The 21355-nt window shown below is 71.3% G+C and carries 16 protein-coding genes; 9 read left to right on the forward strand and 7 right to left on the reverse strand.

What is annotated here, in order from left to right; translation table 11 throughout:
• Positions 1-2 precede the first annotated feature (2 nt).
• Positions 3-833, forward strand: coding sequence for a cell division protein FtsQ/DivIB (locus ACZ7PG_RS49715; protein ID WP_470246232.1), 831 nt, complete (start codon positions 3-5; stop codon positions 831-833).
• A gap of 155 nt (positions 834-988) precedes the next feature.
• Entirely contained in the window at positions 989-1813 is an 825-nt protein-coding gene (locus ACZ7PG_RS49720; protein WP_470246497.1) for an NAD(P)H-binding protein, read from the forward strand.
• Position 1814: 1 nt separating this feature from the next.
• Here the strand turns inward: ACZ7PG_RS49720 and ACZ7PG_RS49725 are convergent, their stop codons facing one another.
• From ACZ7PG_RS49725 to ACZ7PG_RS49735, 3 genes are all read right to left on the reverse strand, one after another.
• Positions 1815-2318: a hypothetical protein gene (locus ACZ7PG_RS49725; RefSeq protein WP_470246233.1), complete on the reverse strand. Its 504-nt coding sequence runs from the start codon at positions 2316-2318 to the stop codon at positions 1815-1817.
• Positions 2315-10702, reverse strand: a complete 8388-nt coding sequence (locus tag ACZ7PG_RS49730; protein ID WP_470246234.1) for a SpvB/TcaC N-terminal domain-containing protein — start codon at positions 10700-10702, stop codon at positions 2315-2317. Before ACZ7PG_RS49730 ends, ACZ7PG_RS49725 begins: the two co-directional genes overlap by 4 nt.
• A gap of 266 nt (positions 10703-10968) precedes the next feature.
• Positions 10969-12138: an MFS transporter gene (locus ACZ7PG_RS49735; protein WP_470246235.1), complete on the reverse strand. Its 1170-nt coding sequence runs from the start codon at positions 12136-12138 to the stop codon at positions 10969-10971.
• 77 nt (positions 12139-12215) lie between these two features.
• Here ACZ7PG_RS49735 and ACZ7PG_RS49740 point away from each other — a divergent pair, with 77 nt between their 5' ends.
• A complete protein-coding gene (locus tag ACZ7PG_RS49740; RefSeq protein WP_470246236.1) occupies positions 12216-12746 on the forward strand; it encodes a CGNR zinc finger domain-containing protein in 531 nt (176 codons plus the stop codon).
• Between the two features lie 66 nt (positions 12747-12812).
• Here ACZ7PG_RS49740 and ACZ7PG_RS49745 read toward each other — a convergent pair whose 3' ends face one another.
• Positions 12813-13247: an OsmC family peroxiredoxin gene (locus tag ACZ7PG_RS49745; RefSeq protein WP_155546023.1), complete on the reverse strand. Its 435-nt coding sequence runs from the start codon at positions 13245-13247 to the stop codon at positions 12813-12815.
• The gene (locus ACZ7PG_RS49750) at positions 13234-13692 is read right to left on the reverse strand and encodes a MarR family winged helix-turn-helix transcriptional regulator (RefSeq protein ID WP_470246498.1); all 459 of its coding nucleotides are present in this window, start codon (positions 13690-13692) and stop codon (positions 13234-13236) included. Before ACZ7PG_RS49750 ends, ACZ7PG_RS49745 begins: the two co-directional genes overlap by 14 nt.
• A gap of 76 nt (positions 13693-13768) precedes the next feature.
• Here ACZ7PG_RS49750 and ACZ7PG_RS49755 point away from each other — a divergent pair, with 76 nt between their 5' ends.
• A complete protein-coding gene (locus tag ACZ7PG_RS49755; protein WP_470246237.1) occupies positions 13769-14275 on the forward strand; it encodes a DinB family protein in 507 nt (168 codons plus the stop codon).
• Here ACZ7PG_RS49755 and ACZ7PG_RS49760 read toward each other — a convergent pair.
• Entirely contained in the window at positions 14262-15032 is a 771-nt protein-coding gene (locus tag ACZ7PG_RS49760) for a DUF1295 domain-containing protein (protein WP_470246238.1), read from the reverse strand. The two genes, ACZ7PG_RS49755 and ACZ7PG_RS49760, sit on opposite strands and share 14 nt — an antisense overlap.
• Positions 15029-16303, reverse strand: a complete 1275-nt coding sequence (locus ACZ7PG_RS49765) for a class I SAM-dependent methyltransferase (protein ID WP_470246239.1) — start codon at positions 16301-16303, stop codon at positions 15029-15031. The genes ACZ7PG_RS49760 and ACZ7PG_RS49765 overlap by 4 nt, the downstream gene beginning before the upstream one ends.
• Positions 16304-16385: 82 nt before the next feature.
• Here ACZ7PG_RS49765 and ACZ7PG_RS49770 point away from each other — a divergent pair, with 82 nt between their 5' ends.
• The 5 genes from ACZ7PG_RS49770 to ftsZ all read left to right on the forward strand — a co-directional run bounded on the left by ACZ7PG_RS49770 (position 16386) and on the right by ftsZ (position 21289).
• Positions 16386-17654 (forward strand): NAD(P)/FAD-dependent oxidoreductase, encoded by a 1269-nt coding sequence (locus ACZ7PG_RS49770; protein WP_470246240.1) that lies wholly within the window; start codon positions 16386-16388, stop codon positions 17652-17654.
• Positions 17648-18382, forward strand: a complete 735-nt coding sequence (locus ACZ7PG_RS49775; protein WP_470246499.1) for a DUF1365 domain-containing protein — start codon at positions 17648-17650, stop codon at positions 18380-18382. The genes ACZ7PG_RS49770 and ACZ7PG_RS49775 overlap by 7 nt, the downstream gene beginning before the upstream one ends.
• Positions 18375-18980, forward strand: coding sequence for an ECF RNA polymerase sigma factor SigK (sigK, locus tag ACZ7PG_RS49780; protein ID WP_470246241.1), 606 nt, complete (start codon positions 18375-18377; stop codon positions 18978-18980). The genes ACZ7PG_RS49775 and sigK overlap by 8 nt, the downstream gene beginning before the upstream one ends.
• A complete protein-coding gene (locus ACZ7PG_RS49785; protein WP_470246242.1) occupies positions 18977-19747 on the forward strand; it encodes an anti-sigma factor in 771 nt (256 codons plus the stop codon). Before sigK ends, ACZ7PG_RS49785 begins: the two co-directional genes overlap by 4 nt.
• Positions 19748-19990: 243 nt before the next feature.
• Positions 19991-21289, forward strand: a complete 1299-nt coding sequence (gene ftsZ, locus ACZ7PG_RS49790) for a cell division protein FtsZ (protein WP_470246243.1) — start codon at positions 19991-19993, stop codon at positions 21287-21289.
• The last annotated feature ends 66 nt before the right edge of the window (positions 21290-21355 follow it).

Genomic DNA, 21355 nt, shown 5'->3' on the forward strand with positions numbered 1-21355 from the left:
CGATGAGTCCGACCAGGGAACGCCGCCGTCCGTCCGAAGAGGACGAACGGGATCGTGCCGCCCTGGCGCGGGAACGCCGGGGGCGGCGCTCCGACGAGGAGCGCCGCCGCACCCGCGCGGCCACGCGTCCGTCGCCGCGCAACCGGCCCAACCGGCGCGTCGAGATCCGCCGCCGGTGGGTGGCCCTGCTCTCGGTGCTGACCGTGATCGCCTTGGTGTACCTGCTGTTCTTCAGCTCGATGCTGGGCGCGAAGGACGTCTCGGTCAGCGGTTCGCGCACGGTGACGGCCGACCGGATCCGCGCGGTCGCGGCGGTGCCGCTGGACAAGCCGATGCTGCTGCTGAGCACCGACGACATCCGCGACCGGGTGGCCGGGATGCCGGGCATCGCGACGGTCGAGGTGTCGCGGTCGTGGCCGAACACGGTCGAGATCACGGTGACCGAGCGGACGGCGATCGCGTTCTTCGACAGCGGCCCGGGCGGCGACGGCGTCCACCTCGTCGACGGCGGCGGCGTGGTCTTCAAGACGGTGCCTTCCCGACCGGCGGGGCTGCCGGAGCTCAAGCTGCCGAAGGTGTCGGCGGACGACCCGGTGACCCGCGCGGTGACGGCGGTCCTCGGGGTGATCCCGGAGCAGCTGCTGAAGCAGGTCACGACGGCGACGGCGAAGACCCCGGCGAGCGTGGAGTTCACGCTGTCGAGCGGCAAGATCGTCCGCTGGGGGACACCGGAGCAGACGGACCGCAAGGCCAAGGTCCTGGCGGCACTGCTCACCCAAGAGGGCAAGGTCTACGACGTCGCGGCGCCTGAGCTGCCGACCATCACGTCCTGAAGTCTCGGTCGCTCCGCCGGCGGTGACGACCGCGACCGCCGGACGACTCGCAGCGCGGCTCGTCCGCGAACCGTTCGTCAGGCAATTTACGTGCACCGGGGTTCCCGTATGCCGTACGATCTCGTACGGCATACGAGAACGAGGAGGGCATGACGATGACGATCCTGGTGACGGGCGCGACCGGCAGCGTGGGCCGGCTGGTGGTCGACGAGCTGCTGGCGCTGGGCGCCCCGGTCAGAGCGCTGACCGTCGACCCCGAACGCGCGCAGCTGCCGCCCGAGGCCGAGGTGGTGGTCGGGTCGCTGGCCCGGCCGTCGACCCTGCCGCTCGACGGCGTCGACGCCGTTTACCTCGCCCCGATGGCGGGGACCGTCCGGAAGTTCTGCGCACTCGCCACCGAAGCCGGCATCAAGCGGGTGGTCGCGCTGTCGGGCAGCAGCGTCGGGGACGACCACGAAGGCTCCAGCGGCAACGAGTACGGCGCCGTCGAGAAGGCGGTCCGTGACGCCGGTTTCGCATGGACCTTCCTGCGTCCCGGCGTCTTCATGAACAACACGCTCGACTGGGCGCCCATGGTCGCCGCGGGCGAGGCCGCGATGGCTTACGGCGACGCGACGCAGACCCCGATCGACCTCGGGGACATCGCCGCGGTGGCCGCCCGCGTGCTCACCACCGAAGGCCACGAAGGCGCCACGTACGTCCTCAGTGGACCGGAGGCGATCAGCCTGCGGGGGCAGGTCGCGACGCTGGAGTCCGTGCTGGGCAAGGAAATCCGGTTCCGTGAGCTGACCAGGGCACAGCAACGTGCGCAGTGGGTCGGGTACGGGGTCCCCGAAGCCGCCGTCGACTGGCTGCTGGACGGCTTCGAGGAAACCCTGCGGCACCCGCAGGTCCCGACCGGTGTCGTCGAAGACCTGCTCGGCCGCCCGGGGACGACCTACGCGGAGTGGGCCGAGGCGAACCGGGCGGTGTTCGGCTAGCTCACAGCGCGCGGACGAAGCCGACCGCGCGCTGCCAACGTTCGTCGGCCGCCAGTGCCTCTTCCGCCTCCGGCTGGCCGAGCGGGCGGCCGGCGGTGCGGGCGTGGTCGTTGGCCAGCACGGTGAACGTGCCCTCCAGGTAGGTCGTCACCGCGCTCTCGAGCGTGGATTCGACGTCGTCGTCGGACAACGCGGCCAGCAGCATCGTCGTCAGGTCGAGGACGTGCTGCCACTCGTCGGACCCGTCGTCTTCGACGTCGAACGCGCTCAGGCGGGCGATGTCCTCCTCGCCGGAGACCTCGGCTCCGGCCGCACGGGCCAGCGCGGTGGTGAGCGCCGCGCCGGCCGTGGCGGCCAGGTGCGGCCACTTCGCCCACCCGGGGCCGGCTTGGACGTAGACCCGCGCCCAGATCGTGGCGCAGGCCGCCCAGCCGTCGGCCGGAGAGCGGGTGGCCGGCCCGCCGGCCGCCGAAGCGGCCAGCGAGCCGATGTCGACCGAGGTCATTCGGCTCCTTCGATGATGCCCTTCAGGAACGGGGCGCACTTGCCACAAGGTACCGGCTTGTTGGCCGTGCTCCAGGCGATGCCCCACCGCACCTGCTCCGCTCCTTCCGGTACGGCGGCGAGGATGTTCCGTTCGGCGTGCAAGCCGCCGCGCACGATGTTCGCCCGTGGCACGCCGAGCTCGACCAGCCGCGCGATCTGCGCCGTGGACAGCCGGCCGCTCGAGCCCGACGCGAAGATCTGCGTCGTGCCGTCGGCCAGCCGGGCCTCGTGCAACGCCACGGTGGACATCGTGTGCCGGATCTGCCCGCCCTTCTCGAGCAGGGCCAGGTCGTGCACCTCGATCGCCGCCGCGCGCAGCGCGCCCGGCTTGGACAGCCCGCCCGCGATCAGGCCGGTCGAGGCCAGCGCCCGGGAAACCGAGCCGTTGGAGCTGGTGGCGGCGGCGATCTGCGGGGCCTTGAGGGCCGCCGTCATGCCCAGCGTGGCACCGAGCGAGACGACGGCTTCGCCCTGGTCGACGGTCTCCTTGCTCAGCCCGGTCGTGTGCTGGATGGCCTGGCTGGTCAGCGAGCTTTCGTCCTCGCCGGAGACGAGCTGCCGCAGCCCGGTGGCCGCGGTGTCGGCGCCGTGGACGAACACCACGGCTCCGGCGACCGCGCCGATGCCGGTCCACGACGTCGCCACGCCGACCGTAGCCCCGGTGGCGGACTCGGCGAACCCGCCGACCAGCTTCAGCCCGCCCATGACGCGGTTCCACGTGCTGCGCCCGTCCGGGTCGGACAGCCGCACGGGGTTGTCGGAGGCGTAGCTGTAGGACGCCAGGTTGAACGGCTGGTGCACGCCGCCGTTCGGCGCACCGTCCAGATAGGACCCGGCGGCCGGGTCGGCGCTCTGCCACAGGTTCGTGCGCGGGTTGTAGTAGCGGGCGCCGTAGAAGTAGAGCCCGGTCTCCTTGTCGAACTCCTTCCCGTTGTACTGGTACGGCACCGGTTCCTGGGCCTTGTTCTCCTCGACCCAGGATTCCCCGTAGGCGAAGTACTCCTGGTGCGAGGCGAGCTTGCCGTGTTCGTCGGTGACGTACGTGGCCGAACCCAGCTGGTCGGCGTGGAAGTAGAACTGGTCGTGCTCGTACCCCGCGTCGGCGGCCTTCTTGCTCAGCAGCCGGGTGTCGCCGAGGAAGTAGTGCTTGACGGGCTTGCCGTCGACCCGGCTGTAGGTGGTGCCGATCGCGACGTGGGTCTGCTTGCCCTCCTTGGCGACGCGGTTGCCGGCGTCGTCGTAGACGAACCGGACGTCGGGCTGGTCGCCCTTGTCGTCACAGGACGCGGGTTCCTGCTTGACCGTGTCGTCTTCGTCGTCGTAGGCGCACGCGAGCCGGTTCTCCTCGTCCCAGACGAACTGGGTCCGCTTGCCGCCACTGGTCTCGGCCGTCAGCACCACGGAGTCAGCACTCGCGGCATCGGCGCTCCTGCCGGCGGTGATGTCGATCAGGTTCCCGCCGGCGTCGTACTTCTGGACGTCGGTGCCGATCTTGCTCGGCGCGTGCGGCAGCGCCGAATAGGTGTACTTCTGTGTGTAGCTGGTCTTGCTCTGCGGCTGGGTGGCGCCCGACGTGGCCGTGAGGTCGTGCTTCTGGGTCTTGTTCGTCGTGTTGTTGAGCGTGTCGTAGGCCAGGTCCAGCTGGTAGTGGTTCAGCTTGGCGTTGTCGTTGCGGTACGACCCGGTCGCCGAGGTGAGCCGGTAGAGGTCGTCGTAGCCGTAGGTCTGGCTGCTGGGACCGCCGAGCTCCTTGGCGCCCGGCACCGCGACGTCGTTGGTCAGCGTGGTGACGTTGCCGACCTTGTCGTAGCCGTAGGAGAGGTTCTGGAACGTGTTCCCGTCGGGCTGCGCCGACTTCAGCGTGGCCAGGCGCCGGTCGGTGGCGTCGTAGCGGTAGGTCGTCCGGACACCGGAGCCGGTCTCCTGCAGCACCTTCTGCTCGAACTTGTCGTAGTCCAGCCGCGCCAGGTAGGCGTACTGGGTGCCGTTCTTGACCCCGGTGAGCTGGGTGACCTGCCCGCCGGTGTCGTAGCCGTAGGTCAGCTCCTCCCCGTCGGGGTAGGTGGTTTCCAGCACCCGGTTCCAGGTGTCGTACCGGGTCGTCGTGGTGAACGACTTCCCCCGGTCGTCCTTGGTGCCCACGTCACCGCCGAGCGTCCGGGTCTCCCGGGTGAGCTCGCCGAGCGGCCCGTAGCCGCGGGTCTCGGTGCCGGCGGCGTCGTGGATCGACGTGATCCGGCCCGCGCCGTTCTCGGGGGCGCCGAGCGCGCCGTAGGTGTACTGGACGTCGTTGCCGGTGAAGACCGGGTACCGGATCCCGGTCAGCCGCGTGAACTCGTAGTCGTACTGGATGGCCTTGCGCTGGGCGCGCAGGGTCGGCGTCACCTTGCTGGTGACGTTGTCGGCGAGGTCGTAGCCGGTCTCGACCTTCCCCGAGTCCGGGCTCTCCACGGCCGTGCGCCGGCCGAAGTTGTCGTACGTCGCCTTCGTCGTGTTGTTCCGGTCGTCGACGACGGACGTGATCTGGCCCATCGCGTCGTAGCCGTAGCTGGTCCAGATCACCGGCTGGCCGCCGGCCGGGTTGGCCTCCTTGACCGCGGTGGTCAGCTCGCGGGTGTCGGAGTAGCTGCGGCGCTGCTTGCCGTTCGCGTCGGTGCTGACCGTCTCGAACCGGGTCGTGCCGGACCGGTCGGCGCCGAACCCGAAGGCGGTGCTGGACACCCCTCCGTCCGGGATCTCCGTGCGGATCGTGCGGTCGAGGATGTCGTAGCCCAGCCGCGTCGGCGTGACGGAGTCGACCGCGGTGTCGAACGCGAAGTTGTTATCTCCCTTCGGTTCGGTGACGGGGTAGTACTGCTCGACGGCGCGCCCGGCGAAGTCGTACACGGTGTGCCCGGACACGGTCATCACCGCTTCCGGGTCCGCCCCGGCTTCGGTCGCGACGCTGGCGTCCTTCTTGGTCTGCAGCACCCGGTCGAGCCCGTCGGTGAACTGGACGACGTCGATGGTGTCGTCCCGGACGCTGCCGGCCGTGTTGTCGATGTGCCTGCTGACGGCGTACGGAACCGGCGCTTCGGGGTGGTACTCGAAGCTCACGGTCACCCGGTTCTCCGGGATCTCGTACGGCCCCGCGACGAAGGACACCCGGCCGAACCGGTCGTAGTTCGTGTGGACGCGCTGGAAGTTCTTGTCCAGCGTCGTCTCCGGCAGGCCGTACTTGTAGTTGTGCGTGATGGCCGTGCGGTAGCCGTAGCTGTCCACGATGGTCTCGATGTGGACGCCGACCACGGGGTCGTAGCCGTAGTCGAGGCGGTACCGCTGACCGGCCTTGTTCGCCGGCCCGACGACGGCCTTGAGGTTGCCGTTGCCGAGGTACTCCATGTCCGTGACGGCCTTCGAGCCGTCGGCCAGCACCGCGCGCACCTGCCGGACGTCGCCGGTCGTGCAGTCCACTGTGGACTCCCGGTGCCGGGTCGTCGCCTTGGCCGCGACGGCCACCACGTCCACGACGTCCGGCACGCCCACGATGTTGCGGTCGCGGCACGCGGCGTCGGCCGCCGTGTACTGCATCTTCGTCTCGACGTCGTCGGCGGCGCCGGTGTCCGCCGTGTCGAGGACGCGGGTCAGGTTGCCGAACGCGTCGTACTCGTTCTCGGTGGCGGTCGTCTTGCCCGCGGCCGCGCCGCCTTCGTAGAAGCGCTGCTCGGTGCGCGACAAGAGCGGGAACACCGTGGCCACGGTGCTGGCCGGGTCCGCGATCTTGCCCGTGGCCACGTCCCGCAGGACGTAGCTGTTGAGCGTCTCGGTGAACAGGTGCCCGCCGCCGTCGGCGGTGGCGGTGCGGGTGAGCAGGCCACGCGCGTAGACCGTGTCCGTGCGGTAGTCGCTGGTGGTGCTGCGGTAGACCGTGTCGCCGTCGCGCTGCTCGCTGACCACGCGGCCGTAGCCGGTGAACTGCCTTTCCAGCCGGTCGAACCGGCCGTCGGTGTAGCGGAAGGTGGACACCTGGAAGTCCTGGCCGTCACCCGGGTGGCCGTCGAACAGCGTCGTGCGCGAGAGCACCCAGCGCGACTGCGGCAGGTTCTCCGTGTTGCCGTCGCGGGTGTAGTCGAGCTCGAAGCGCGCACCCAGCGGGCGGTTGACCGTGCGCAGCAGGTTGGTGCGCCCGGTCCGGTTCTCCGCGACGACCAGCTCGTCGTCGCGGGTGGAGCGGACCTGGTCGGCGTACCCGTCGCCGTTCACGTCCCGCAGCGCGACCTCGCTGCGCCCGATGCCCCGGGAGGTGTCGGCGCCCGGGTTGAACACGACGCAGGCGCCGCCCAGGATGCCCAGGCAGAACCCGAAGGTGAAGTAGGCACCGGCGCCGAGGTTCGCGCTGCTGTCGGTGGTGATCCCGGCCTGGCTGCCGCCGAACGGCGTCGGTGGCGCGAAGCCGCTGCCGGTGTTGATCGCGACGGAGAGCGGCTGGCCGTTGCGGGAGAACACCCGGTCCGGGAGGCCGTCGCCGGTCACGTCCTGGAGCCCGGCTTCGGACTTGGACTCGCCGTTCGTGGCCGAAACCCCGCCGGCCAGACCGTAGAAGTCGGTGTTGAAGCCGAGGTTGGCGCCGCTGCTGCGGGTGCTGGAGCCGGCGAGCGGGCCGCCCGGCCACGGCTCGGGCGCCGCGAACCGGTAGCCGAGGTTGAGCGCCGCGTTCCCGTCCGCGTAGACGCGGTCCGGGAGCGTGTCGCCGTTGATGTCGAGCAGGTCGAACGCGGCGTCGGACTCGCCGCCGCCGACGCTGCCGCCGATGCCGAGGCTCGGCAGCTCGCTCCCGGACTGCGCCGTGGTGGCCGGCTTGTCCGCCGACGGCGCGGACATGCCACGGCCGTTGGCGGCGCTGCGGGCCGGGCTGCCGGCGTTGGCCGACGCGGTGAACGCCGTCGAGTCGGACTCGCGGACGCTGCCGGTGCCGAGGCTGCCGCGGGTCGTGCCGAGCCCGCCGGTCTGGTCGGAGTACTGGATCCCGGCCGGGCCGACGACGTCGGGGAAGCGGTCGCCGTTGAGGTCGAGGAAGTCGACCTGCCCGGAGCTGCGGCCGCGGGCCACGCTGGCCCCGGCCCCGATCGGGACGCCGGGCACGCTCGCGCCGAACGTGGTCGAGATCTGCTGCGTGCGCGCGACCCGGGACACGCCGGTCGCGCCGGCGATGTCGGCGTCCTGGGCGACGTCGATCCGGTCGGTGCCGAACCGGGACGAGGCCGCCGAGCCGGCGGCGATCCAGGTGTTGCCGTCGTCGCTGCCCCAGCGCTCCAGCGCGGGCCGCGGGGCGAGCACGACGGCGTTCGGCGTGCTGACCCGCCCGTCGAAGCCGGGCACGTCGGACTCCTGTGGCGCGCCCGGGATCCTGTCCCGGTAGCTCGCGTCGATCACGAGGTCGGACTGCTTGATCGGCGCGGTCGCGCGGTCGCGGTTGCCCTGGTAGCCGATGGCCGCCCAGCCGCGGTAGGGCTGGGCGAAGGCGCCCTGCTCGGCCGAGGAGTGCAACGCGCTCGGCACCGGTGTGAAAGTCACGCCGTCGGTGCTGACCGACGCCGACTGACCGGTGACCCGGCCCGCCAGGCCGGTGTCGAGCGTGGAGTAGTCGAAGAACAGCTCGTCGCCTTCGTTCACCGGCACCGTGAGCTGCGTGTCGGGCACCTGGCCGGCCACGACGTCGAGGACGCGCTTGGCCAGCAGCGCTCCCCGGCGCTTGATGGTGAACACGACGTGCGCGTCCCCGGTGAGTGCCAGCTCGGGCCGGACGACGAGGTCCCCGGTGCGGTCCGCGGTGTAGGTCCCTTGCGGCGCGGTGGACGTGTCGACGGGATAGAGGTCCAGGTCGAACGGCGGGTCGATGACCAGCGTGGGGTTGCCCTGCTGGTCGACGACCGGCACGCCGCCCTCGGCCGCGACGTAGTGCGCCGACGGCACCCAGTTCAGCGTCCCCGCGTCGATCGGCGAGTCCACCTTGAGCCGCCAGGACAGCGTGTCGTTCGCCGACACCGGGATGTCGAGGTCGACCGGCACGGTCGTCCCGCTCGCCGCGGGCAGGGTGCGGCTGAAGACGTCGGTGCCGTTGCGGGTGATCACCACGGCGACGTCGTCGGTCGTCGGGCCGACCTTGGAGACGTCACCGGAGAGGTGCAGCGTCCCGGTCAGGGGAGCGGTGACCGTCGAGGGCCGGCCGCCCAGGGTGAAGTCGCGGGAGGCGAGGTAGCGGTAGGCGTCGAGGCCGTTGACGTCGGTCGTGGGCGTGACATCGGTGTAGGTGACGTCCGGGTCCCAGTCGACCTGGTCGAACCGGCCGTCGGCGACGGACTGGACGCGGAAGTAGAGCCGGTCGCCGTGGTGCACGGCGACACCGTCCACACCGGACGGTGCGTACACGGCGTGGTCGCGCGCGGTGATGCGCTGCGCCCACAGTTCGGTGTCCTCGTGCTGCACGGCCACGCGGACGCCGTCGGCGGCGCGGTCGGCACCGGGGTCGGAGGTCAGCCGCGCGCCCCCGCCGATCCGCACCGTGCCGTCGTAGGGCGCGACCCACCGGCGCACGCTGTCGAGCAGCGGGAAGGCGTCGACCTGGCGCTCGATTTCGGCGGTCTGGTCGCCGACGATGGTCCCGTTCGCGGCGCCGCTGCCGATCGGCACCGGGGTGTCGTCGCTGTTCGTGCTGTAGACCGGGTTGCCCTGGGCGTCGAGGTGCCCGAACAGGACACCGCCGTCGTTCACCAGGTCGGCGATGCCGTCGGCGTTGACGTCGGTGAGGTACCGGTCGGTGCGCGTGGTGGTCGAGACCTGGTCGAGCTGCGCGGCCACCCCGAAGTACGCCTCGACGCCGGACGTGGTCGACCGGGTCTCCTCCGCGGCGATCCCGGGGAGGTTCGGGAGCTTGATCGGCGTGTCGCCGAACTTCGGCGCGCCGCCGGGGCCGGCGAGGTTCGGCCGGTAGAAGATCCCGGCGCCGGTCCGGAACACCTTGTCCGGCAACGAGTCGCCGTTGACGTCGGTCAGCGAGAGCAGGCCCTCGGAGCTGCCGGCGTTGAACCCGACCTTGGCGCCCGCCGAACCGGACTTGCGGGCCACGGCCGGGTTGAACCCGACGTAGAGGTGCCCGCCGGCGCTGCGCGACGTCGTGGCCGACAGCGCGCTCGCGTGTCCGCCGGGCACGCTTTCCCCGAGCGAGTCGCCCGGCACGCTCCACCCGAGCGCGTCGCCGAACGCCTGGTACCGGCCGTCGGCGGAGCGGATGTCGTCGTAGTAGTCGAAGGTGTGGGTGGTGAACGGCGAGCCGTCTTCGCCGAACTGCGTCACCGACTGCAGCAGCGTCTTGGCGAACGCGCCGGTGCGGTAGTTCAGCTCGTAACCGCGGATCGGCTTGTCGTCGAGGAAGACGTCGACCCGGCGCAGCAGGTCGGCCGTGACCTGCTTGAACCCGTTCCGGCCGTCGATCTGGACGTCCGGCCGCCGGGGCTCGCCGCGGTCGCGGTCCCGGGTGAAGGTGATGCTGTAGCGGCCTTCGATCTTGCCCTGGCCGGTGTAGGTGATCTTCTGCGCGTACAGCGCGACGCCGGGCACGGTGCCGCCGGTGACGCCCGGATCGCTGACCCGGACGTGGTGGTAGCGCACGAAGTTGTCGTGGGTGTCCCGGGTTTCGCTCAGCGCCCAGACGGCGATGTCGCCCGCGTCGTCGGTGAGGGTGGTGCTGTCGGTGCCGGCCGCGGCCGGGCCGCCGAAGATCGTCCGCGTCCCGTTCTTGGCGGTGACCTCCCACCAGTATTCGCGGGGGTTGGCGCCGTGCCGGACGATTCTGCGGAATTGTCCTTCGGTCCGGGTGTGGAACACCTTTTCCGCGGTTCTGGCCAGTAGTGGCGTCCGATTGGCCACGGGAGTGAGCTGTTCGCCGTCGAGCAGATAGGTCTCGGTTTCGAGCCCGGCGTCGTAGCGCGGCACGCCCCAGCGGGTGTCGATGGTGATCGACGGCAGGCGCAGGTCCCACCCCATGCCGGCCCAGCCGTCGGCGTTCGCCGAGTCGTAGGCGAGCGACAGCTGCGGCTGCGCGTCACCCCGGCCCGGCGGGAGCTCGATCGGGTAGTTCAGCCGGGCTTCGCCGGTGTTGTTCGCCGTCGGCGGCTGGATGAGGTTGATCCCGGTGCCGGGGTCGGCCGCCTGGATTCCCTTGAGCTGGTTGGGGTTGAAGGACACCCCGTCCGGGTGGGCGGGGACGTCGACCGCGCCGCCCCCGGGCGAGGCGGACGTCAGCAGCGGCGCGAGGCCGGCGTTCTGGGCCGGCGGCAGCAGAGCCGCGACGAGGAGGAGAACCACTCCCCGCGCCAGCTGCTTGCGACTTCTTCGAAGGGTGACCGACAGGCGACGACGAGGGTTCCAGGCCATGATCCCGAGACCTCCAGTTGGGTGGCACCGGGGTCGTCGTGTCGATCAGCTGGAGAGTTACCGTTTTTGTCCGGTCTTCGTCACTTCCGGACATTTTCGGCCGGAAAGCCGCGCGTTGACTGAATCCAATGTGGCAGTGATCTACGCTTTTCGGCTGCACTGTGGATAATGGCCGGGCCGCGTCGAATTCATCGATTTCACACTCGGGTGCGCGCCATTCCGGCCAGGCCGAGCAGCGGGAGGGCGCCGGCGAAGACGACGACCGCCGTCCAGCCGCCGAGGTGGTAGGCGATCGAGCCCGCCTGCGAGCCGATCGCGCCGCCGATGAAGAACGTGCCGAGGTAGACGCTGTTGACGCGGGCGCGGGCCGACGGGTCGAGCTGGTAGATCACGTGCTGGCCGGTCACCAGCGTCGCCTGGACGGCCATGTCGACCGCGATCGCGGCGATCGCCAGCAGCACGACGCTGTGGGCGCCGAAGCCGGCGAGCGCGAAGGCGGCCGCGCAGAGGGCGAACGCGCCCGCGGTGAGCCGCCGGCCGTGGCCGTGGTCCGACAGCCGCCCGGCCAGCGGTGCCACGGCGGCGCCCGCCGCGCCGGCCAGCGCGAACAGCCCGACGCCGAGCTGGCTGTAGTTGAACGGCGGCGCGGTGAGCACGAACGCGATCGTCGTCCAGAACGCGCTGAACGCCCCGAACATCGCCGACTGGTACAGCGCGCGGTGGCGCAGTGCGGGGTGCTTCTTCCACATCGCGAGGGTCGAGCGCAGCAGCTGTCCATAGTGGACGTCGGTCTTGGGTGCCCGGCGCGGCAGGATGAACCGCAGCGCGACGGCGAGCGCGGCCATCGCGCCGGCCGAGATCAGGAACACCACGCGCCAGCTCGTGACCTCGGCCAGGAAGCTCGCGACCACGCGTGAGAGCAGGATGCCGAACAGCAGCCCGCTCACGACGCGCCCGACGATCCGGCCGCGGATGGCGTCGGGGGAGATGTCGGCGGCGAACGGGATGAGGATCTGCACGACGACCGACGTGGCCCCGGCGACCAGGGAGGCGATCAGCAGCACGCCGAACCCCGGGGCGACGCCGATGGCGACCAGGCTCGCGGTGGCGAGCGCGAGCAGCGTCGCGACGAGGCCGCGGTTCTCGAGGCGGTCACCGAGCGGGACGAGCAGCAGCATGCCCGCGGCGTAGCCGATCTGGGTGGCGGTGACGACCCCGCCCGCGGCGGCCTCGCCGACGCCGAAGGTGTGCCGCAGCTCGGCGAGCAGCGGCTGGGCGTAGTAGAGGTTGGCGACGGTCAGTCCACAGGAGACGGCCAGTAGCAGCACGAGCCAGCCGGGTGGGGCTTCCTGCTTCGTGTCCGTCATGTGCGCCCCCTTGTGGAACCGGTTTGATCGGTTCCCGACGGTACCAGTCAAACCGGTTCCGGCGTACTGTGATCCCCATGACGGACCGATTCCGCTCCGGAGCGGGCAGACCGTGCCTCGACTTCATCCGCACGCTGCGCTACCGCGGGACGCCCGCGGCGGTGGAGGAGCTCCCGGACGCGACGGCGTGGGGAGCGTGGATCGACGCGTTCGGCCCGTACCCGGTCCCGGTGCGCCCGTCATCGGCCGACGACGCGTGGGCGGCGCGGGAGGCGATCCACGCGTTGCTCACGGACTCCGTGCGTCCCGCGACGCGGCAGCGCCTGAACCGCTTCGCGGCGCTGCCGGTACCCGCGCCGTCGCTGACGACTTCGGGGGAGTTACGTTGGCAGGCCGCGGATCCGGCGTCGGCGATGCTCGCGCTGCTGGTGCGGGACGCGCTCGAGCTGGCGACGTCCCCGGAGTTCGCGCGGGTCCGGAGGTGCGCGGGCGAGCGCTGCGGCGCGCTGTTCCTGGACACGTCCCGGCCGGGGACGCGGCGGTGGTGCTCGATGGAGATCTGCGGGAACCAGGCGAAGAAGTCGACTTATCGAGCCAAGGTGCACTGACGCGGCTGGTGCACCGACGCGAAACGGCCCCCTCGGCGAAAAGGAGGGGGCCGTTCGCGACGGGCCTCAGACGAGGGCCGCGTCCAGGGTGATCGTCGTGCCGGCCAGTGCCTTCGACACCGGGCACGTCTTCTCCGCCGTCTCGGCGTACTCCGCGAACTGCTCCGCGCTCACGCCGGGCAGGGACGCGCGCAGCGTGATCGCGATGCCGCTGATCTCGAAGCCGCCGCCGGCCGCCGGGCCGAGGGTGACCTCCGCGCTCACGTCGATCGAGTCCGCCGTCAGCTTCTGGGCCTCCAGCACGCCCGACAGGTTCATCGCCAGGCACGACGAGTGCGCCGCCGCGATGAGCTCCTCGGGGCTCGTCTGGCCGTCCGGGTTGCCCGCGCGGGTCGGGAACGACACGGAGAACGTGCCGGCGTTGGACGAGTCGAGCGTGACCTCGCCCTTCCCGTTCTGCAGTCCGCCGACCCAGTGGGTGGTCGCGTCACGGCTGGGCATCAGGGCCTCCAAGTGAGTGGGCGGCGGCCGACGCCGTCAGCCGCCGCAGGGTTTCGATCAGCTGCCGCCGCCCGGAGTCGTCGAGGCCCAGTGCGCAGCCGATGGCCGACGGGACACCGGCGGCGCGCGTACGCATCGTCCGGCCTTCCTCGGTCAGGCTGATCACCACGGTGCGTTCGTCTTCGGGCAGGCGCGCCCGCGTGACCAGCCCGTTGGCCTCGAGTCGTTTGAGCAGCGGGGAAAGCGTGCCGTAGTCCAGGTGCAGTGCCTCGCCGATCTCCTTGACCGGCCGGGCGTCGGACTCCCACAGCACCAGCAGCACGAGGTACTGCGGGTAGGTGAGCCCCAGTTCGCCGAGCAGGGGACGGTAGGAGTCCGTCACCGCGCGCGACGCCGCGTAGAGCGCGAAGCAGGCTTGCTCGTCCAAGAGGAACTCATCCGGCACGTCCATGAACCTAGTCCACGATTACATCGTGCGCAAGGTATCGGAAGTGTCGGACCCCTCTGGCAGAGTCCGGCCCATGACCGAACGACCCGAGCGCCCGAAGGTCCCGCTGACCGGCGGCGAGCGCGAAATCCTCACGAGCCTGCTCGACTACCACCGCGCCACCGTCGCGTGGAAGTCCGGCGGGCTCACCGAAGCTCAAGCGCGCGAAAAACATCTGCCCAGCGAGCTGACGACCGTCGCCGGTCTGCTCGCCCACCTCACGCTGAACGAGTGGTTCTGGTTCGCCGTGGTCGTCGGCGGCGAGGAGGACACCTGGGAGGCCAAGCTCGAGCAGGACCCGGACGCCGAGTTCCGGGTCCCGGCCGAGACGTCGACAGAACAGCTGCTCGCCGACTACGAGAAGCAGTCCGCCCGCAGCCGCGGGATCGTGGCGAAGCACGGCCTGGACGACGAGGTCACGCACAAGGACGAGACCTTCAACGTCCGCTGGGTCCTCACGCACATGATCGAGGAGACCGCCCGGCACGTCGGCCACCTCGACCTGCTGCGCGAGCTGACCGACGGGCTCACCGGGGAGTGACCTTCTTGGGCGGCAGGGGGAAGAAGCCGCTGGTGCGCTCGACGTAGTGCGCGTACGCCGGGCGCGTGCGCGCCATGCCCTTCTCCAGCATGGGTTTCCCCGTGCCGCGGGCCAGGGTGAAGGTCATCGCCACGGGGGAGAGGATCGTCAGCGCGCCCGGCCACGTCGAGCAGGCCAGCAGGTAGAGGCCCCACCACACGCACGCGTCGCCGAAGTAGTTCGGGTGCCGCGTGTAGCGCCACAACCCCGTGTCGAGCACCTTGCCCTTGTTCGCGGGATCGGTCTTGAAGCGGCGCAGCTGGTCGTCGCCGATCGTCTCGAACGCGAACCCGACCAGCCACACCGCGACGCCGAGCCAGCCGAGCACCCCGATGCCCGTCCCGAACATCGCGAACTGCACCGGCAGCGAGACGAAGTACAGCACCACGCCCTGGAACAGGTAGACGCGGACGAACATCTTCAGCGGCGCGAACCCCATCCGCGCGTACCGCGGGTCCTCCGGCAGCTTGTGGTTGCGCAGGTGCAGGTGCAGCGAAAGGCGCCCGCCCCAGACGACCGTCAAGACCACGACCACCAGCCGCAGCGGCAGGGGACCGTCGCCGAAGGGGAAGGCGGCCAGCGCGACGATCGCGAAGCCGAGCCCCCAGAACGTGTCGACGGTGTCGTAGCGCTCGCGCGCCCGCGCGATCCCGAAGGTCACCACGACCGAAACGAGCGTGACGCCGGCGGTGAGCAGCAGCGTGCCGCCGAGGGTCATCGGAGCCACTCCCGCGTCGCCGGCATGCCGCTGACGCCGTGCTCGTCCGGCCGCACGCTCAGGATCTGGTCCACACCCATCCGGTTCTCCTCGAAAGCCAGTGCTCCGCCCACCAGGTACAGCCGCCAGACCCGCGCGCCGGTCTCGCCGATCAGCGCGACGACGTCGGCCCAGTTCTCCTCCAGGGTGTCGGCCCAGGCCCGGACCGTCCAGACGTAGTGCTCGCGCATCGCGTGCACGTCCCGGACCTCGAGCCCGGCCGTCTCGAGGTGGTCGACCGTCCGGCCGACCGGGCGCATGGTCATGTCCGGGGCGATGTAGCGCTCGATGAACGCGCCGCCGCCGGGGGCGACGTTCCCGCGGGACATCTGCTGGATGAGCACGCGCCCGCCCGGCTTGACCATCTTGTGCAGCGTCGCGGCGTAGGTGGGGTAGTTGACCTCGCCGACGTGCTCGCCCATCTCGATCGACGCCACCGCGTCGAACGGCGCGTCCGGCAGCTCGCGGTAGTCCTGGCGCCGGACCTCGACGCGGTCCTCGAGGTCGTGCTGGGCGAGCCGGCCGCGGATGTGCTGCAGCTGCTCGGCCGAGAGCGTGATGCCGACGGCGTGGACGCCGTGGTGCTTGGCCGCGTGGACCAGCAGCGAGCCCCAGCCGCAGCCGATGTCGAGCAGCCGCATGCCGGGACGCAGGTCCAGCTTGCGGCAGATCATCTCCAGCTTGTCGGCCTGCGCCTCCGCCAGGCCGTAGCCCGGCTCGTCGGAGGTGAAGTACGCGCTGGAGTAGGCCATCGACTCGTCCATGAGCAGCTGGTAGAACGCGTTGCCCAGGTCGTAGTGGTGGGCGATGGCGGACTTGTCGCGCAGCAGGCTGTGCAGCTTGCCGGTCAGCCGGGCCTCCTCGGCCGGCGGCTTCGGCGGGAGGCCGAAGACCCCGAGCGACGCGGCGAGCTTGGCGGCCTCGGCCCAGTCGCGGGGACCGAGCTTCACCCGGTTCAGCTCACCCGCGCGGGTGAGGGCCCAGATCCGGCGGAAGCCGTCGGCGAGATCGCCTTCGACGTCCAGGTCACCGGTGACGTAGGCGCGGGCGAGACCCAGCTCACCCGGCGCGTAGAGGAGGCGGCGCAGGGCGCGGCGGTTGCGGAGGACGACGGTGGGCGCGTCCACTGGGCCGGCGCGGGTTCCGTCCCAGGTCCGCAAGCCCACGGGGAGCTGCCCGCCGAGAAGCTTTTCGGCGAACGAGGCGAGGCGGTGCGCGGTGCTGTTCGGCATGTCCGGGATTCGCTCTCTCCTGCGCGGTGGATTGGTGCCGGGTCCATCCAATCCACATCCGGTGCGGCGGCGAATCACCGGTGTGGAGATCACGGGAGAACGCATCGCCGTCATCGGCAGCGGGGTGGCCGGGCTGACGGCGGCATACCTGCTGCAACGCAAGCACGAGGTCCTGCTCTTCGAGTCCGACGACCGGCTCGGCGGGCACGCGCACACCCACGACGTGCCGAGCGCCCACGGCGGCACCATCGGCGTGGACTCGGGGTTCATCGTCCACAACGAGCGCACCTACCCGACGCTGCTGAAGCTGTTCGCGGAGCTCGGCGTGCGCACCCGCGACACCGAGATGTCGATGAGCATCCGGTGCGACGGCTGCGGCCTGCAGTACGCCGGCGCGAAGGGGCTGCCCGGCCTGTTCGCCCAGCGCGGCAACCTCGCGCGGCCCCGCTACCTGCGGATGCTGGCCGAGGTGAAGAAGTTCCACCGGCACGCCAAGCGCCTGCTGGACGCGAAAGACGCCGGTGACGTCACCCTCGGCGCGTTCCTCGCCATCGGCGGCTACACCCGCTACTTCACCGACCACTTCATGCTGCCGCTGGTCTCGACGGTCTGGTCGGCCGACCGCAGCGACACGCTGCGCTACCCGGCGCGCTACCTGTTCGAGTTCCTCCGCAACCACGGCATGCTGTCGGTCAAGAACTCGCCGGCCTGGCGGACCGTCGTCGGCGGGTCCCGCGAATACGTCGAACGCGCGGCCAAGCAGCTCACCGCGGTGCACCTGTCCACGCCGGTGCGCTCGGTGCTGCGGACGGGCGGCGGCGTCGAAATCCGCGACGACGCCGACACCCCGCACCGCGTCGACCGGGTCGTCATCGCCACCCACGCCGACCAGGCGCTGTCCCTGCTGGCCAACCCGACGGGCGCCGAACGCGACGTGCTCGGCGCGTTCCGCTACTCGGAGAACGAAGCCTGGCTGCACACCGACACGAGCGTGCTGCCGTCGCTGGCCGACGCCCGCGCGGGCTGGAACTACCGGGCGCCCGTGTGCGGCGCCCCGACCGGCGCGGTCCAGGTCAGCTACGACATGAACCGCCTGATGCGGCTGGACGAGCCGACCGGCTACGTCGTCACGCTCAACCCGGGCGAGGGCACCGGCAAGGAGGCGCTGGTCGCCAAGATGCACTACGAGCACCCGGTCTACACGCCGGAATCCGTTGCGGCGCAACGACGCCTGCCCGAGCTCAACGACGGCGTGTTCGCCTACGCCGGCGCGTACCACGGCTGGGGCTTCCACGAGGACGGCTGTTCTTCGGGTGCCCGCGCCGCCGAAAGCCTCGGGGTCGCCTGGTGACGAACGCGCTCTACGACGCCACGGTCGCGCACGTGCGGCGGATCGACCCGCCGCACTCCTTCGCGCACCGGGTGTACCTGTGGCTCGTCGATCTGGACGCGCCGCCGGAGCTGCCGTGGTGGGCGCGCCCGTTCGCGCGCTTCGACCCCCGCGACCACTTCAAGGCGAGCGACCCGCGCGGGGTCCGGGAGAAGCTGGACGCGTGGCTGGCCGAACGCGACGTCGACCTGCGCGGCGGCAAGGTCGTCATGCTGGCCGCCGCGCGCGTGCTCGGGTACGTCTTCAACCCGATCAGCGTCTACTGGTGCCACGACCCCGAGGGGCGCCTGGCGTGCGTCGTCGCCGAGGTGCACAACACCTACGGCGGCCGGCACGCCTACCTGCTGCACCCCGACGAGGCCGGCCGCGCCCGTGCGGACAAGGCGTTCTACGTCTCGCCGTTCCAGGAGATGGACGGCGAGTACCGGATGCGCCTGCCCCACCCGGAAGCGTTGCTCGACCTCACCGTGGCGTTGCGCCGCGGGACCTCGACGCCGCTGGTCGCTACGCTGCGGGGGGTTCGCCGACCGGTGGACCCGCGGTGGCTGGCCCGGCTGGTCCTGGCCCGGCCCCTGCTGCCGCAGCGGGTGTCCGCGCTGATCCGCCGCCACGGCGTCGCGTTGTGGCTGCGGAAGGCGCCGGTCATCGCGCGCACCCCGCAGAACGCCGGAGGACAGCTGCATGGATGAGCCGGCCCGCTCGCGTCCGATGGCCCCGGTGCCCGCCGAAGTCCCGGCGGGGCCGACCGCCGAGGAGCTCATGGTGCGCGTCGCCAAAGGTGACGAGCGGGCCTTCGAGCTGCTCTACGACCAGCTCGCGGGGCCGATCTTCGGGCTGGTGCGGCGGATCGTGCGCGACGCGGCCCAGTCCGAGGAGGTCGCCCAGGAGGTGCTCGTCGAGCTCTGGCGCACCGCGACCCGGTACGCGCCGGACAAGGGCTCGGCGCTGAACTGGGCGATGACCCTGGCGCACCGCCGCGCGGTCGACCGCGTCCGCTCGGCCCGCGCCAGCACCGAGCGGGAGCAGAAGGCGACCTTCGAAGCCGCCCGCGGCCGGCCGTTCGACGAGGTCGCCGAGTCCGTCACCGCGCGGCTCGAACGCTCCCAGGTGCGCAAGTGCCTGTCCTTCCTGACCGATCTGCAGCGCGAGTCCGTGCTGCTCGCCTACTACCAGGGCTATACGTATCGCGAGGTGGCCGAAGTGCTGTCGACGCCGCAAGGAACCATCAAGACGCGGCTGCGGGACGGGCTGATCCGCCTGCGGGACTGCTTGGGGGTGACCGCGTGAGCACGCCGGAGATGCACACCCTGGCGGGCGCGTTCGCGCTCGACGCGGTGTCCGACATCGAGCGGGCGGAGTTCTCCCGCCACCTCGAGCAGTGCGACTCGTGCGCGCAGGAGGTCGCCGAGCTGCGCGCGACCGCGGCCCGGCTGGGCGCGGCGATGGCCGAGGAGCCGCCGCCGGAGTTCAAGGACCGGGTCATGACCGCCATGCACGCCACCCGCCAGCTGCCGCCGCGGACCCGCCCCGGCTCGCCCGAGCGGCACCGCCGGTCGGCGCGCGCCCCGCGCTGGGCCGTCGTCGTGGCGGCCGCGGCCGCCGTCGTCGGGCTCGCCGCGGGCGGGGTGTTCGGCGGGATCGCGCTGACCCAGCAGCAGGAGCTGCAGTCCGCGCAGTCCCAGCTCGACCAGGCGAAGGACCGGTACGCGCCGGTCGCCGCGCTGCTCGCGGCCCCGGACGCGAAGACCGCGCACGGCGAGGCGCCCACCGGCGGCGGCGTGACGGTCGTGCTGTCGAAGTCGCTGAACCGCGTGATGGTGATGGACGCCGGGCTGCCGGCGCAGGCGGGCGGGAAGGTCTACGAGGCCTGGCTGATCACCGGCAAGGACGCGCCGCGCTCGGCCGGGGTGATCGCCTCGGCGGCCGACGGCGGCCTGGTCGTCGCGGAGGGCGTCGGGAGCGCCGACCACCTGGCGGTGAGCCTCGAGCAGGCCGGCGGATCGCCCAGCGGGGCACCCACCGACGTGCTCATGAGCATGCCCGTTCCGGCCTGACCGGAGCGCCATAGCAGACGCGGCCGGAGCGGTGCTCCCGGCTCCTCGCTCTTGCGCGCTCGAACGTGTTGTGGCAAAACACCTTTGCGACACACGGCGTGCCTACTGGATTAGAGCGTGCCTGGTGCCTACCGTCCTGCCTAACGTCGGCAGTTGACATAACTCTCAATCTGCGGTTTAGGTTGAGAGTTGATCACCGGCCGGCGGGCTGTACGGGCACAACGATCAGGAAGGCGGACTTCGATGACGCCCCCGCACAACTACCTTGCGGTGATCAAGGTGGTCGGCATCGGCGGTGGCGGCGTGAACGCCGTGAACCGCATGATCGAGGTCGGCCTCAAGGGTGTCGAGTTCATCGCGGTGAACACCGACGCCCAGGCACTGCTCATGTCCGACGCCGACGTCAAGCTCGACATCGGCCGCGAACTCACCCGGGGCCTCGGCGCGGGCGCCGCCCCCGAGGTCGGCCAGAAGGCCGCCGAAGACCACCGTGAAGAGATCGAAGAGGTCATCAAGGGCGCCGACATGGTGTTCGTGACGGCCGGCGAAGGCGGCGGCACCGGCACCGGTGGCGCCCCGGTCGTGGCGCAGATCGCCCGCAAGCTGGGCGCGCTGACCATCGGCGTCGTGACCCGCCCGTTCACCTTCGAGGGCAAGCGCCGCGGCAAGCAGGCCGAGGACGGCATCCAGTCGCTGCGCAACGAGTGCGACACCCTCATCGTGATCCCCAACGACCGGCTGCTGCAGCTCGGCGACATCGGCGTCTCGCTGATGGACGCGTTCCGCTCCGCGGACGAGGTGCTGCTGTCCGGTGTCCAGGGCATCACCGACCTGATCACCACCCCGGGCCTGATCAACCTCGACTTCGCCGACGTCAAGAGCGTCATGTCCGGCGCGGGCTCGGCGTTGATGGGAATAGGGTCCGCACGCGGTGAAGGCAGAGCCATCCAGGCGGCCGAGAAGGCGATCAACTCGCCGCTCCTCGAGGCCTCCATGGACGGTGCGCACGGCGCGCTGCTTTCGATCGCGGGTGGTTCGGACCTGGGCCTGTTCGAGATCAACGAGGCCGCCTCGCTGGTGCAGGAGTCGGCGCACCCGGACGCCAACATCATCTTCGGCACGATCATCGACGACTCGCTCGGCGACGAGGTCCGCGTCACGGTGATCGCGGCCGGGTTCGACGCGGGCGCGCCGACGCACAAGAAGCTCGACCCGCCGGCGTTCGGTTCGCGCTCGTCGTCCACGACGGCCTCGGCCGCCGCGGGTCAGGTCTCGAACTCGCAGCCGCCGTCGGGGGCCACCCCGGTGCCGTCGTCCGGCAGCTCCGGCTACCCGGTCGCGCCGCCGCGGTCGCACTCGCCGCTGCCCTCGGCCACGGGGAACCCGGCTTCGGGCGGGCTCCCGCAGCCGGGCGGCGGCTCGCGCGGCTACTCGCCGATGGGCTCCAACGCGACCCAGGGCAGCCTGCCCGGCCGCGCGATGCCGGTGCACGACGACCCGTCGGACGACGAGGTCGACGTGCCGCCGTTCATGCGGCGCTAGACACCACACTGAAGGCCATCGCCCGCTGACTAGAGTCGGTGGGCGGTGGCCTTCAGCGATGTTCAG

The organism is Amycolatopsis sp. NPDC114504, from assembly GCF_055633595.1.

Excerpts from the sequence above, each read along its gene's own strand:
- ACZ7PG_RS49715 (WP_470246232.1), top strand. The coding sequence starts at position 3 with ATGAGTCCGACCAGGGAACGCCGCCGTCCGTCCGAAGAGGACGAACGG.
- ACZ7PG_RS49735 (WP_470246235.1), bottom strand. The coding sequence starts at position 12,138 with ATGACGGACACGAAGCAGGAAGCCCCACCCGGCTGGCTCGTGCTGCTA.
- ACZ7PG_RS49725 (WP_470246233.1), bottom strand. The coding sequence starts at position 2,318 with ATGACCTCGGTCGACATCGGCTCGCTGGCCGCTTCGGCGGCCGGCGGG.
- ftsZ (WP_470246243.1), top strand. The coding sequence starts at position 19,991 with ATGACGCCCCCGCACAACTACCTTGCGGTGATCAAGGTGGTCGGCATC.
- ACZ7PG_RS49745 (WP_155546023.1), bottom strand. The coding sequence starts at position 13,247 with ATGCCCAGCCGTGACGCGACCACCCACTGGGTCGGCGGACTGCAGAAC.
- ACZ7PG_RS49765 (WP_470246239.1), bottom strand. The coding sequence starts at position 16,303 with ATGCCGAACAGCACCGCGCACCGCCTCGCCTCGTTCGCCGAAAAGCTT.
- ACZ7PG_RS49740 (WP_470246236.1), top strand. The coding sequence starts at position 12,216 with ATGACGGACCGATTCCGCTCCGGAGCGGGCAGACCGTGCCTCGACTTC.
- ACZ7PG_RS49755 (WP_470246237.1), top strand. The coding sequence starts at position 13,769 with ATGACCGAACGACCCGAGCGCCCGAAGGTCCCGCTGACCGGCGGCGAG.
- ACZ7PG_RS49720 (WP_470246497.1), top strand. The coding sequence starts at position 989 with ATGACGATCCTGGTGACGGGCGCGACCGGCAGCGTGGGCCGGCTGGTG.
- sigK (WP_470246241.1), top strand. The coding sequence starts at position 18,375 with ATGGATGAGCCGGCCCGCTCGCGTCCGATGGCCCCGGTGCCCGCCGAA.
- ACZ7PG_RS49760 (WP_470246238.1), bottom strand. The coding sequence starts at position 15,032 with ATGACCCTCGGCGGCACGCTGCTGCTCACCGCCGGCGTCACGCTCGTT.